14 protein-coding genes are annotated in these 12759 nt (G+C 70.3%); 10 read left to right on the top strand and 4 right to left on the bottom strand.

The window, feature by feature from the left end; genetic code table 11:
• The first annotated feature begins 1 nt into the window (after window position 1).
• On the top strand, window positions 2-895 hold the full coding sequence (locus tag AVMA1855_RS13285; RefSeq protein WP_284426055.1) for a LysR substrate-binding domain-containing protein: 894 nt from the start codon (window positions 2-4) through the stop codon (window positions 893-895).
• Window positions 896-923: 28 nt separating this feature from the next.
• Here AVMA1855_RS13285 and AVMA1855_RS13280 read toward each other — a convergent pair whose 3' ends face one another.
• On the bottom strand, window positions 924-1355 hold the full coding sequence (locus AVMA1855_RS13280) for a TerB family tellurite resistance protein (RefSeq protein ID WP_284426054.1): 432 nt from the start codon (window positions 1353-1355) through the stop codon (window positions 924-926).
• A 57-nt stretch (window positions 1356-1412) separates the two neighbouring features.
• Window positions 1413-1589 (bottom strand): arylamine N-acetyltransferase family protein, encoded by a 177-nt coding sequence (locus AVMA1855_RS13275; RefSeq protein WP_284426053.1) that lies wholly within the window; start codon window positions 1587-1589, stop codon window positions 1413-1415.
• Between the two features lie 218 nt (window positions 1590-1807).
• Here AVMA1855_RS13275 and AVMA1855_RS13270 point away from each other — a divergent pair, with 218 nt between their 5' ends.
• Window positions 1808-2149, top strand: coding sequence for an HPF/RaiA family ribosome-associated protein (locus AVMA1855_RS13270; protein WP_284426052.1), 342 nt, complete (start codon window positions 1808-1810; stop codon window positions 2147-2149).
• A 172-nt stretch (window positions 2150-2321) separates the two neighbouring features.
• A complete protein-coding gene (locus AVMA1855_RS13265) occupies window positions 2322-2810 on the top strand; it encodes a nuclear transport factor 2 family protein (protein ID WP_272564504.1) in 489 nt (162 codons plus the stop codon).
• Window positions 2811-2854: 44 nt separating this feature from the next.
• Here the strand turns inward: AVMA1855_RS13265 and AVMA1855_RS13260 are convergent, their stop codons facing one another.
• Window positions 2855-3349, bottom strand: coding sequence for a T6SS effector amidase Tae4 family protein (locus tag AVMA1855_RS13260; RefSeq protein WP_284426051.1), 495 nt, complete (start codon window positions 3347-3349; stop codon window positions 2855-2857).
• Window positions 3346-3717 (bottom strand): Rap1a/Tai family immunity protein, encoded by a 372-nt coding sequence (locus AVMA1855_RS13255; protein WP_284394974.1) that lies wholly within the window; start codon window positions 3715-3717, stop codon window positions 3346-3348. Before AVMA1855_RS13255 ends, AVMA1855_RS13260 begins: the two co-directional genes overlap by 4 nt.
• Before the next feature lie 627 nt (window positions 3718-4344).
• Here AVMA1855_RS13255 and pbpC point away from each other — a divergent pair.
• From pbpC to AVMA1855_RS13220, 7 genes are all read left to right on the top strand, one after another.
• On the top strand, window positions 4345-6660 hold the full coding sequence (pbpC, locus tag AVMA1855_RS13250; protein WP_284426118.1) for a penicillin-binding protein 1C: 2316 nt from the start codon (window positions 4345-4347) through the stop codon (window positions 6658-6660).
• A gap of 94 nt (window positions 6661-6754) precedes the next feature.
• Window positions 6755-7615, top strand: a complete 861-nt coding sequence (locus AVMA1855_RS13245; RefSeq protein ID WP_284426117.1) for a DMT family transporter — start codon at window positions 6755-6757, stop codon at window positions 7613-7615.
• 190 nt (window positions 7616-7805) lie between these two features.
• Complete coding sequence (locus AVMA1855_RS13240; protein ID WP_284426050.1) at window positions 7806-8966, top strand: alpha-hydroxy acid oxidase; 1161 nt, start codon at window positions 7806-7808, stop codon at window positions 8964-8966.
• A 254-nt stretch (window positions 8967-9220) separates the two neighbouring features.
• Window positions 9221-10054 carry a MipA/OmpV family protein gene (locus AVMA1855_RS13235; protein ID WP_284426049.1) on the top strand — a complete coding sequence of 278 codons (834 nt, stop codon included), beginning with the start codon at window positions 9221-9223 and terminating at the stop codon, window positions 10052-10054.
• 1 nt (window position 10055) lies between these two features.
• Complete coding sequence (locus AVMA1855_RS13230; protein WP_284426048.1) at window positions 10056-10565, top strand: hypothetical protein; 510 nt, start codon at window positions 10056-10058, stop codon at window positions 10563-10565.
• Window positions 10566-10620: 55 nt separating this feature from the next.
• Window positions 10621-11307 (top strand): response regulator transcription factor, encoded by a 687-nt coding sequence (locus tag AVMA1855_RS13225; RefSeq protein ID WP_284426047.1) that lies wholly within the window; start codon window positions 10621-10623, stop codon window positions 11305-11307.
• Window positions 11276-12682: a sensor histidine kinase gene (locus tag AVMA1855_RS13220; protein WP_284426046.1), complete on the top strand. Its 1407-nt coding sequence runs from the start codon at window positions 11276-11278 to the stop codon at window positions 12680-12682. The genes AVMA1855_RS13225 and AVMA1855_RS13220 overlap by 32 nt, the downstream gene beginning before the upstream one ends.
• The last annotated feature ends 77 nt before the right edge of the window (window positions 12683-12759 follow it).

The following is a 12759-nucleotide window of genomic DNA, read 5'->3' as shown; positions in this document are numbered from 1 at the left end:
CATGTTGAACTACCGCCATCTCTACTATTTCTGGATGGTCGCCAAGGAAGGCGGCTTTGCCCGCGCCGCGGACCGCCTGGAGATGGCGGTGCAGACCATCAGCGCGCAGGTGCGGGATCTGGAGAAGGACCTGGGCCACCAGTTGCTCAAGCCCTCGGGCCGAGGGATGGTGCTGACCGAGGCGGGCCAGGCGGCCTATGCGCGGGCGGAAGAGATCTTCCAGCTGGGGCAGGGCATTCCCGACGAGGTGCGCGAGGCGGCCAGCGCCAAGGTCGCCCGGCTGTCGGTGGGGCTGTCGGACGGCATCTCCAAGCTGGCAGCGCATGCCCTGCTGGAGCCGGTGCTCGCCACACCGCACCTTCGCCTGGTGTGCCACGAGGGTGAGTTCGACGAGCTGCTGTCCGAGCTGGCCCTGCACCAACTGGATGTGGTGCTGGCCGGGCAGGCCGCGCCGCGCAACCCCAACCAGCGCCTGACCAGCGAGCGGATCGCGCGGTCCACGCTGCAGTGGTACGGGCCGGCCTCGCTGGTCAGGAAACACGCGCGAGACCGGTTCCCACAGTCGCTGCAGGACCTTCCCGTGCTGTTGCCCACGCCCCATTCGCCGCTGCGGTCCACGCTGGACCATTGGTTCGAAGACCTCGGTGTGCGGCCCCAGGTGGTGGGTGAGTTCGAAGACAGCGCGCTGCTCGCGGTCTTCGCGGCCCGCGGGCTCGGGGTGTTTCCCGTGAGCCAGCTGGGCGCGCAGGACGTGGGGCTGGTGCGGGGCCTGCGCCTGCTGGGCGACTGCCCCGACATCGGCGAGGAAGTGCACGCCATCTGGTCGCGCCGAGGGCAGCACCATCCGCTGGTGCGCCAGATGGTCGCGGCGGCCCACGCGGCGGCGGCGGCCTAGCCTTCGGCGGGCCCGTGCGCGGCCCTGTTCAAAGGCCGGCCGCGACCGGCGCGGCTTCGGGCGGATCGGATGCCTCGCCCATGCGCCAGTGTTTGAGCGCGGCTTCCATGATCCAGGCCTCGGCGGCCGCCACGTGGTGGTCCGCGGTCGCCGCCGTGCAGGCGAAGTGCAGCACGCGCTGCTGCAGTTCCGGTTCGGTCACCTCGGCCATCAGGGCGGCCAGGGCGGCTTCGTCGAGGTTTCCGGTCAGCAGGCGGCGCTCGCGCGCGCCCATCAAGAGGTCTTCGCACAGCGCGTGCAGCACCTGGGAGAAGTCGCCGGGCGCCAGGCCGAGTTCGCGTTCGATGTCCAGCCGCTGCAGGGCATCCGTTTCCGAACGGCTGACGTGGCCGTCCGAGATCAGCAGCAGGCCGACGATCCGGGCCGCTGCTTCGGGGCTGTTGGTGGGGTAGGTGCGCATGGGGTGTTCCTTTGTGAAGTGTTGTGGGGGCGAACAGTGTTGGGCGAGCAGGCCGCGTCAATCGCGGTAGCGGCGGTGGCGCGTCGGCTGCGCAGGGCGTGCGGCGTCGATCCGCACGGGAACGCGCACCGGTGCATGCAACGCGCCGCTGCCGTGCGACACCTGCTGCAGCCACTGCAGGGCCCGGGCGCGCAGGGAGGAGAGCAGGTGGGAGACAAGGGGCAATGGCTTCATGAGGGTTTCCTGTGGTGGTGACAGCCTTGAATGTGCGGCCGGGTGACCGATGGAAGAAGCAGGTTTTCTGAGATGGCTGCATCGGTTTGACCGAAGCCGTGCAACCTACGGTCTGGCTGCAAGGCAGCAGGTTTTTCAGAGGGTGTTGGCAGAGGAAAACTGCTGTGCCCCTGCAGGTGCGCGGGCTAAGGTGCCTGCTCCAACGAAGGAGAACGCTGATGCAGATTTTTTTCCAGTCCCGCCATCCCGAAGCGACCGCGATGCGCGATACCGTTGATCGCCGCGTGCGGTTCGTGCTCCGGCGCCTGAGTGCGCAGGTGCCGCGTGCCGATATTCAGCTGGCCGACGTGAACGGCCCCCGGGGCGGGGTGGACAAGCGCTGCCGGATCGAGCTGCGCACCGACGGCGCGGGCCCCGTGGTGGTCTCGTCGGTGGCCAGGGACTGGCGCACAGCGCTCGACGAAGCCCTGGCCCGAGCGGCCCGGCATGTGCTGCGCGTGTGGCGCCGCGCGAACGCGGCACGCAGGCCGAGCCGGCGTTTGCCTGAGACAGGGCCATGACGGCCCGCCGGAGAGCCATGGGCTATACCCCACCGCGCGCCGTTACGGTCGAGCACTGAGCAAATTTGAGGATTGAAACATTGCCTCACCACAAAGATCGACGGGCCCGCGCCGCCGGCGCGGCCGGCAGATATAAATCCGCCGTGTCCATCGATTCTGGAAGGGGAGTTTCATGAAGCAACTATTGGCCCGCTGCGTTCTTGCGGCGGCGATCGTCCTGCCGGTGGCGGCCCACGCCCAGGTGCCGGTGGTGGAGCAGCCCGACCACGAGCAACTGCTCATGAGCCATGACTGGCGGCTGGCGTGGAACAAGCGGCTGGTCTACAACTTCTGGCGCGAGGTGTTCGAGGCGGGCCACATGGACCTGGCGCCCAAATACATGGCCGAAGACTACATCCAGCACAACCCCACGGTGGCCACGGGCCGCGCGGCCTTCATCGCCTTCTTCTCGCAGTTCGTGCCGCCCACGCCCATCGAGCCGCGCGTGAAGGCGCCTTTGGTGGCGATCACGGCCGAGGGCGACAAGGTCATCCTGAGCTTCGTGCGCGAAATGACGGACCCGCAGGACCCGACCAAGAAATACACGACGACCTGGTTCGACATGTTCCGCATCGAGAACGGCAAGATCGCCGAGCACTGGGACGCGGCCACCAAGAACTGACGCGGCGGCGCGCGGCCACGCAAAGTGGCCTGCGCTGCCGCCCGTCAGTCCAGCGGCCAGAACCAGATTTCCTTGGAGTCGAAATAGCAGGCCGAGCTGCAGACGGCCGCCGCGTTGGTGGACTCCACCAGATCGATGTGGCCGCCGTTGTAGCTGGCCATCTTCCAGAAGAAGATCACGCCGCGCTTTCCCTGGATCTTTGCCTGCACGTTGTCGGGCGTGAGGATCTGCGGGTAGCCCAGTACGCCGCGCTGCATGAGCTGGTCGGCCAGCAATTTCGCGCCCGGCTCCACGAACCGGCCTTTGAGCGGGCCTTCCTTGATTTTCAGGCGCCCGGTGATGCCGGTGCCCGACTTCAGCAGCGCCAGGCTCATGCGGACCGCGCAAGTGTTTTCGTAGCCGGCGTTCTGCCGCTTCAGCTGACCCATGTCGTATCCGATCTCGCGGTACACGCTGTCGCCGTCCAGGAATCGGGTCGGCTGCATGCGGTCGGAGGAATAGTGGTGGGACTTGAGGTTCTCGAAGATGGGCTTGGTCAACGCGGGCTCCGGCAAGGGAATTGCTTGGACAGGATGGCGACCAGGGTTTTGGAGGCGCGCTGCTGCAGGGCTGGGCCTTCGACCTTCTTCAACTCGGTGAACAGGCGCTCGTCGATGGTGATGGTCTTGAGCGTGGGGTAGCCGCACCACGCACGCCCCTCGGTGGCGTCGAGCACGCCCGTCAGGTAGAGCTCGGCCTGTTGCCGCACCTGCGGAGTCTGGCTGACGTAGGCCTGCCGGAAATCGTCCGTCGTGATCTGCGTGTTGTTGATCATCGCGTTCTGCGTGGTGGGCAGCGGGGCCGACAGGCGCGGCGGCATGGCTTGGGCGAACGCGGCGCTGCCGGCCAGCCCGGCGGCGGTTGCCATGGCAGCGGCCAGGAAGCGGGGTGCGGAAAAGCAAGGCAAAGCAGTGGCCTTTCAAAGGGGGTGGTGCGAAGTTGCGCGGTGTGCGCCGCAACGGTTCTGCAAGAGCGCATGAATGGCCCGCCAGCGCAGCGCGGGCTGCGGCCCGGGGCACGGCGAACATGAAAGCGGGAGGTCCCCTGGGGCATGGCACCAAGGCCCGCCGGAGAGGACCCGCCAGCTGGCTCCGTGACCAATGCCGGAGCGAAGTGGCGTTGCGCCAAAGATTACACGAGGGTGCGGCGCGATGCGCGAAAGTCCCCAGGGTCCGTTCGGGTCCTGCGCGGCGCGCGGCGGCTTCTGCGCGAGAATCGGAAGGGCCCGCCCTGCGTCTGCGATCCGGGGTGCGGCCATCGCCCGGTGCAACGCCGGGTGGAACGGCGTCACGGGAGGAGGCGACAATCCCCGGTCGCCGCCGGCCTGCGGGCCGGCCTCCGCTCTCCTTTTCTCCGACCCATCCTCCTTCTTCCCATGTCCATGGACTTTCTCGCGGTCATGCGCAGCATCGCTACCTGGCGTCGCAATGGGTGGGGCCGCCGCGAGGTCTGCGCCGGTATCGGCACCGCCACCGCCCGCCATGGCGCGGTGGCCGTGGGGCGGGCGCTGCTCGCGCTGGGTCTGGCCGGCATCGCCGCCCCGGCCGCCTGGGCCTTGCCCACCTTCAACGAGGTGCGTGCGGACTATCGCCCCTCCGACACGCTGGTGCTCTCGCGCGAGGGCGAGGTGCTGCAGCGCCTGCGCACCGATGCCACCGTGCGGCGCGGCCAGTGGGTGCCGCTGGCCGAGGTCTCGCCCGCGCTGCGCACGGCGCTGGTGCTCAGCGAGGACAAGCGCTTTTACGAGCACAGCGGCGTGGACTGGCGCGCGGTGTCGGCCGCCGCCTGGGGCAACCTGTGGAACCAGCGCACGCGCGGCGCCAGCACGCTCACCATGCAATTGGCCGGCCTGCTCGACGGCGACTGGCGCCAGGGCGCGGGCGGGCGCAGCGTGGTGCAAAAGCTGGGGCAGACCGTGGCCGCCCAGGTGCTGGAGCGGCGCTGGCGCAAGGACCAGGTGCTGGAGGCTTACCTCAACCTGGTGCCGTTTCGCGGCGAGATCGTGGGCATCGACGCGCTCTCGCGCACGCTGTTCGGCAAGGCCGCGCACGGGTTGGACGAGCGCGAGGCCGCGGTGGCCGCCGCGCTGGTGCGCGCCCCCAATGCCCGGCCCGCCCTGGTCGCGCAGCGCGCCTGCGGGGTGCTGCGCGAGATGCAAAAGCCCGTGGTGCCGTCCTGCGATGCGCTGGATCTGTTCACCACCGCCGCGCTGCAGCGCCGGGCCTTCGACGGCGCCGATGGCGTGGCCCCGCACTTCGCGCGCTACCTGCTGCGCCAGCCCGTGGCGGCGCAATCGGTGCCTTCGGACGCCCCGGCCGCGGATGCCGCCCCGCCGCGCCGCGAGCGCGTCACCTCCACCCTGAGCGCACCGCTGCAGCGCTTTGCGGTGCAGACGCTGCACCAGCACCTGCGCGAGCTGCGGGGCCGCAACGTGGAGGACGGCGCCGTGGTGGTGCTGGACAACGCCACGGGCGAGGTGCTGGCGTGGGTGGGGTCGTCCGGCGCTTTGAGCCAGGCGGGCGAGGTGGACGGCGTGCTGGCCCCGCGCCAGCCGGGCTCCACGCTCAAACCGTTCCTGTACGCGCAGGCGTTCGCCGAGCAGCGCCTGACGGCGGCGTCCCTCATCGAGGATTCGAGCGCGCACATCCCGACGGCCAGCGGGCTCTACATTCCGCAGAACTACGACCGCCAGTTCAAGGGCTGGGTGTCCGCGCGCACGGCGCTGGCGGCGTCGCTCAACGTGCCGGCGGTGCGCACGCTGGTCATGGTGTCGCCCGATGCGTTCTTTCGCCAGTTGCGCGCGCTGGGGCTGCCGCTGCGCGAGAGCGGCGACTATTTCGGCTACAGCCTGGCCCTGGGCAGCGCCGAGGTGCCGCTGCTGCACCTGGCCAACGCCTACCGGGCGCTGGCCAACGGCGGGCGCTACGGGCCGGTGGCCGTGACGCCCGTGCAAGGCGGTGGCGCACCGCGAGCGGCCACTGCCACACCCGTGGCGGCGCCGGCGGTGGACCCGCGCGCCGCCTTTCTGGTGGGCGACATCCTGTCGGACGGCAATGCCCGCGCACGCACCTTCGGCACCGACAGCGTGCTGGCCACCCGCTTCTGGACCGCCGTGAAGACCGGCACCAGCAAGGACATGCGCGACAACTGGGCGCTGGGCTGGTCGCGCCGCTACACGGTGGGCGTGTGGGTGGGCAACGCGAGCGGCGCGCCCATGCACGACGTGAGCGGCACCAGCGGCGCCGCGCCCGTGTGGGCGGAGATCCTGGGCTGGCTGCACCGCGCCGGCGCGGGCGTGCGCAGCCGCCCGCCCGCACCGCCCGAGGGGCTGGTGCAGGCGGCCGTGCGCTTCGGCCCCGAGCCCGGCGGCGCGCGCCTGATCGAAAGCGCGCGGCAGGAGTGGTTCATCGCCGGCACGCAGCAGTCCCTTTTTGCTATCGATAACGTAGCAGAACAGCCAATGAAAGCCCTGGCGTCCGGCCCAAATCGCCCCAACCCGGCCGCCAGCGCATCCGAGGACGGCCTGCAGGCCCCGTCGCCGCGCATCCTCTCGCCCGCGCCCGGCACCATCGTGGCGCTGGACCCGGACATTCCGCCCAACCGCCAGCGGCTGCAGTTCGCGGCGACCCCGGTGCAGTCCCAGGCGCACGCCGGCCTGCGCTGGCGCATCGACGGCCGGGTGCAGGGCCGGGGCGCGCAGTGGGCGTGGCTCCCGTGGCCCGGGCGGCACCGCGTGGAGCTGCTGGACGGCGGCGGGCAGGTGCTGGACACGATCAGCCTCGAAGTGCGGGGCGCAGGACTCAAGAAATGAAACCATGCTTTGCGTTCGGCGCCTGTGCGGCGCTCCCCGCCGGCCGGTGCGCGCGGCGCCGCCGGGCGCCGGCCGCGGCGTGCGGGAGGGCGGCATGACCGCCATCGCGCCGCTGCTCTTCGTCGTCATCTGGTCCACGGGCTTCCTGGTGGGGCGGGGCGTGTCGGCGCATGCCGATCCGTTCTGGTTCCTGGCCGTGCGCTTCATCGGCGTGGCCGTGCTCTTCGGCGCGGCGGCCCTGTGGGCGCGCGTGCCGTGGCCGCGCGGGCCGCGCCGCATCGCGCTGCACCTGGTGGCCGGGGCGCTCATGAGCGGCCTGTACGTGGGGCCGAGCTGGTGGGCCATGGCGCAGGGCCTGCCCTCGGGCGTGATGGCGCTGATCGGTGCGCTGCAGCCGCTGTTCACCGCGCTCATCGCCGTCACCTTGCTGGGTGGGCGCCTGCGGGCCGCCACCTGGGCGGGCCTCGCGCTGGGCTTCAGCGGCGTGGCGATGGTGCTGTGGCCGCGGCTGGCGGTCAGTGCCGGGGCGGCCGGGCTGACGCTGCCGGTGCTGCTCGCGGCGGCCGGGAGCATCCTGGCGCTCACGGTGGGATCGATGGTGCAGAAGTCGCCGCTGGCCGCTGGCGACCTGCGCAGTGCCAGCGCGGTGCAGAACGTGGGGGCCGTCACGGTGCTGGTGTTCATGGCGCTGGTCTTCGGCGAGCCGCGCTGGGACGGCTCGCCGCTGCTGTGGGGCTACCTGGCCTATGCCGTGCTGGTGCTGTCCATCGGCGGCGCGACGCTGCTGATCTGGCTCATGCGCCACGGCGAGGCCACGCGCACCGCGGCGCTGGTGCTGGCCGTGCCGCCGCTGTCGGCGTTGCAGGCGTGGTGGATCTTCGGCGAGACGCTCACCGGCCTGCAGGTCGTGGGCTTCGTCGTCGCCATCCTGGGCGTGGCGCTGGCGCGCCGGTAGGCCACCCGGCGGGGCAGGGGCCGGGCAGGGCCCGCGCGTGCGGCCCGTCAAAAAATCTCAGGGGCCGGGGAAAAGTCTTCAGCACCCATGCGGCGGGGCCGCCGCTACGATGCCCGTGCGCCGCGCTGTCCCTTCGCCGTGGAGGGGCGTGGCCTTCCCCGTCCCATAAAAACACCCAGGAGCGTTTCCCTTGGCCGACCTGTCCAAAATCACCTGCATCGAAGACCTGCGCGTCGTCGCCAAGCGCCGCGTGCCGCGCATGTTCTACGACTACGCCGATTCGGGCTCCTACACCGAGAGCACCTACCGCGCCAACAGCGAAGACTTCCAGCGCATCAAGCTGCGCCAGCGCGTGGCGGTCAACATGGAAGGCCGCACCACGCGCACGCGGATGGTGGGGCAGGAGACGGCCATGCCCGTGGCGATCGCGCCCACGGGGCTCACGGGCATGCAGCATGCCGACGGCGAGATCCTGGGCGCGCGCGCGGCCAAGGCGTTCGGCGTGCCGTTCACGCTGTCCACCATGAGCATCTGCTCGCTGGAGGACGTGTCCCAGCACGCCGGGCCGGGATTCTGGTTCCAGGTGTACGTGATGCGCGACCGCGATTTCATCGAGCGCCTGATCGACCGCGCCAAGGCGGTGGGCGTGTCGGCGCTGCAGCTCACGCTGGACCTGCAGATCCTCGGCCAGCGGCACAAGGACATCAAGAACGGCCTGTCCACGCCGCCCAAGCCCACGGTGGCGAACCTGCTCAACCTGGCGACCAAGCCGCGCTGGTGCCTGGGCATGCTGGGCACGCAGCGGCGCAGCTTCGGCAACATCGTGGGCCATGCCAAGGGCGTGGGCGATCTGTCGTCGCTGTCGTCGTGGACGGCCGAGCAGTTCGATCCGCAGCTCAACTGGCGCGACGTGGAGTGGATCAAGAAGCGCTGGGGCGGCAAGCTGATCCTCAAAGGAATCATGGACGCCGAGGACGCCCGCCTGGCCGTGGCCAGCGGCGCCGATGCGCTGATCGTCAGCAACCACGGCGGCCGCCAGCTCGACGGCGCGCCCTCGTCGATCCACGCGCTGCCGGCCATCGTCGAGGCGGTGGGCCAGGAGATCGAGGTGTGGATGGACGGCGGCATCCGCGGCGGGCAGGACGTGCTGAAAGCCTGGGCGCTGGGCGCGCGCGGCACGCTCATCGGGCGCAGCTTTCTCTACGGGCTGGGCGCGTTCGGCGAGGCCGGGGTGACCCGCGCGCTGCAGATCATCCAGAAGGAACTGGACGTGACCATGGCCTTTTGCGGCCACACGGACATCCACCGCGTGGACCGCTCGATCCTGCTGCCGGGCACCTATCCGGTGTGAGGTGCGGCGGGCCGCTGCCCGCCGGTAGGGCTCGCCAGGGGCGTTTGGAGCGAAAAAGGGCTCCAGCGCATGTTTTACTAGGGCGTATTGCTATAAAAAATATAGCTGTATGCCCCCTGCGCCGGCGGGCGCTCGCCAGCCTCTCTGGATTTGTGCCGGCACACCGGCGTTTTCGCGGCGGGAAGGGCGCCCAGTAAGTCGCCGGTAATGCGGGGGCGCCGAACATCGGTTTTCCAGCAACCCTGTTCCTGCCCATGACCCTCGCCCTCACGCCCCTCAAGAAATGCCCGCGCGCCTGCCTGGGCGCCGCCACCGCCACCCTGTGCCTCCTGGCCGCGACGCAAGCCGCCGCGCAGGAGCGGCGCACCGAGGCCGCATCCGCCGCCGGTGCGCCGGACGCTGCGTCCAGCTGGGGCATCGGCATCGGTGCCTCGGCCGTGCGGCGCCCCTACGCGGGGGCGGAGAGCAAGAACATCGCCGTGCCGCTGCTGTTCTACGAGAGCCGCTGGCTTCGCGTCAGCGGCGCCACGGCCGACGTCAAGCTGCTGCAAAAGGAGTTCGGCCCGCAGAGCAGCATCGGCCTGACGGGGCGCCTCAAGTACGAGGATGGCGGGTATGAGGCCGGCGATTCGCCCCGGCTCGCCGGAATGGCCGACCGCGATGGCAGTGTGTGGGGCGGCGCGGCCGTCACCTGGAACACCGGCTTCGCCCGCGTTTCGGGCGAATGGCTGTCCGACCTGTCCAGCAAAAGCAAGGGCCAGAAACTGCAGCTGCAGGTGGACCGGCGGTTCGGATTCGGCAGCTTCGGGCTGACGCCCCGGGTGCAGGCGCAGTGGCTCGACGAAAAATACGTGGACTACTACTTAGGCGTGCGGCCCAACGAGGCGCAGCCCGGCCGCGCGCAGTACACCGGCAAGGCAGCCACCACGATGGAACTGGGACTGCGGCTGGACTACGCGATCCGGCCCCGGCAGACGGTGTTCCTCGACGTCAGCGCGACGAGCCTGCCCGACGAGATCAAGAACAGCCCCATCGCGGGGCGCTCGAGCATGTCGCGCGCCACCGTCGGCTACATCCACCGGTTCTGAGATGCGTGGCGCTGCGCGCATTCCCGGCGGGCCTGTGCCGGGCGGGCCGGCCTTCGGGCCGGGCAGCGGCCTGCCCTGGGGGCGATCCCCGGGCCGGGCGTGCGCGCGTCGGGGCCGGCGCGGCGGACCGAAGGGCTTTTCCGAGGAGGTCTTCGACGACTACGTGGCAGACTTTCGCCGCTTCCTGGACGACGCCCTGGCCGCCGAGCCCTGTGGCCCGGCGCGGCATCTGCGGGCCTACCTGCGCGCCATGGGGGCGAGCCTGGCGGCCCTGCGAAGCCACCAGCGCCGGGCGGTGGCCGCCGTGCTCGGCGATCCGCGGTATGCGGCGATCTGGTCGGATTTCGTCGAGGAGATGTGCGCCACGGATTCGGTGGACCTCGCCACGCACAGGGTGTGCCGGTATGCCATCGAAGGCCTGCGGCTCGATCTCGTGCAGGGGCGGGTGTCCGGCGATGGCAGCAGCATCGGGACCCTGGTGGACCGGCTGCTGTCGCTGACGGTCCGCTGATTTTCGGGGCCTGCGCCGCGCGCAGGCCGCCAGGCTTTTTTGGATGGACCCGAGGATGAACCGCATCGCACTGGTAGAAGACCACGAACGGCTGGCCGATCTCATCCGCCAGGCCATGGCGGGGGCCGGCATCGCCGTGGATGCCTTCACCGACATCGAATCGGCCTGGCTCGCACTGCGCGACATTCCCTACGTCGCCTTGGTGATCGACCGGGGGCTGCCGGACGGCGACGGCCTGCAGCTGGTGCGGCGGCTGCGCGCACGCGACCAGGCCGTGCCCTGCCTGATGCTGACGGCCAGGGACGCGCTGCACGACCGGGTCGACGGCCTCGAATCCGGCGCGGACGACTACCTGACCAAGCCGTTTCCCATGGAGGAGCTGATCGCCCGGGTGCGGGCGCTGCTGCGGCGGCCCACCCACCTGAAGGCGCTGGACCCGGTGTACGGCGACCTGCGCCTGGACGCGGGCCGGGGATGCCTGGTGTGCGGCGGGGAAACCGTGGCGCTGCCGCTCACCGAAGTGCAGATCATGCTGTGCCTGCTGCGCAAGGCCGGCCAGGTGGTGCGCCGGTCGGAGCTGGAGGCCGCCGCCTGGGGCATCGCCGAGGCCGTCACGCCGAACGCGCTGGACGTGGCGCTGCACCGGCTGCGACGCAAGCTCGTGGCCGTGGGGTCGAGCGTTCAGATCGCCAACATCAGGACCCATGGATATGCCGTCCGCGAAAAGCCACTGGCCTCGTAGCTTTCGCGGGCGCCTGCTGCTGGTGTACGTGGCCGGCATGCTGCTGAGCTGCGGGCTGGTCATGGCCGTCGTCATGGTGCTGCTCGAACCGCTGGAGCGGTACATGCTGCAGCACAGCGTGATCGAGCGGGCCGAGTCGATCGCCAGGATCATCCGCTTCGACGGCGCCGGCCTGCCCCTGGGGCCCGACCGGTCCCACATCGACGAATGGCCCTTTGCCAGCCTGAGCGAAGAGGTGGTGCTGCGCATCGTCGATCCGCACGGCGTGGTGTTCTACACCACCGACGGGAAAAGATTCCCGTTGGCGCCCCAGGGCCTGGGGTTCGATCCGCAGCGAAAGGGCTTCGTGCTGCAGCGCGATGGCGTGGCGATGCATGCCGCCACGGTGCCCCTGCAGCGGACAGACCGGCTGTGGTACGTGCAGTTCGCCATCAGCGACCGCATCGTTTTGCTGCTGCAGCACAGCATCGGGTTGCCGGCGCTGCGCAAGGGCATCGTGGCCACCTGCCTCACGTTCCTCGTGATTTTCGTGATCGCCATGCACCTGACGCTGCGCCGGGTGCTCAAGCCGCTGCGCATCGCATCGCTGCAGGCGCAGCGCATCACGCCGCAGTCCCTGGGCGACCGGCTGGCGCTGGGCGATCTGCCCAGCGAACTGGTGCCGCTGATCGATGCCTTCAACCGGGCGCTGGACCGCGTGCAGCTGGGGTTTCAGACGCAGCAGGAGTTCCTGGCGAATGCCGCGCATGAATTGAAGACCCCGCTGTCGCTGATCCGCGCGCAGGTGGAACTGGGCGGCCACAGCGGTGGCAAGGACGGCGGCAGCGGGCACAGCCGCTACCTGCTCCAGGACATCGACCGCATGGCGCGCCAGGTGCAGCAGCTGCTCCACCTGGCCGAGGCCAGCGAGCAGCGCAACTACCGGATCGAGCGGTGCGACCCGCGCTCCGCGATCCTGGAGGCCAGCGATTTCATGGACCGCGTGGCCGAGCGCAGCCAGGTGCAGATCGCGCTGCTCTTTGACGAGGGCGTGGGGCCCTGGGATGCCGACCGGGGCGCGCTGTTCACCCTGCTCAAGAACCTGCTGGAAAACGCCATCCAGCACAGCCCGCCGCACCGCGTGGTGCGGCTGCAGGTGCATGGCCGCGGATTTGTGGTGTCCGACGAAGGACCGGGGGTGGCGCCGGAGCACCTGGGCAAACTCTTCGAGCGCTTTTGGCGGGGTGCGTCCCGGCGCGACGAAGGGGCCGGGCTGGGCCTGTCGATCTGCCAGGAGATCGTCGCCGCTCATGGCTGGACCATCGGAGCGCGCAACGGCGCGGTGGGGCTGGAAGTGCGCGTGACACACGCATCGGCGCCCGGCCCCGGCCAGTAAGGATTCAGCAATGCAGGCGCGGTGACGATGGCGGCCCGTGGGATGCGATGCATTCCATCCCTCAGGTCCCCATCACC

The organism is Acidovorax sp. SUPP1855 (assembly GCF_030158955.1).
In the GTDB taxonomy this organism is placed as follows: Bacteria; Pseudomonadota; Gammaproteobacteria; order Burkholderiales; family Burkholderiaceae_C; genus Paracidovorax.
Note: the sequence above shows the minus strand (reverse complement) of the source record. Positions and strands in the feature narration are given on the sequence as shown.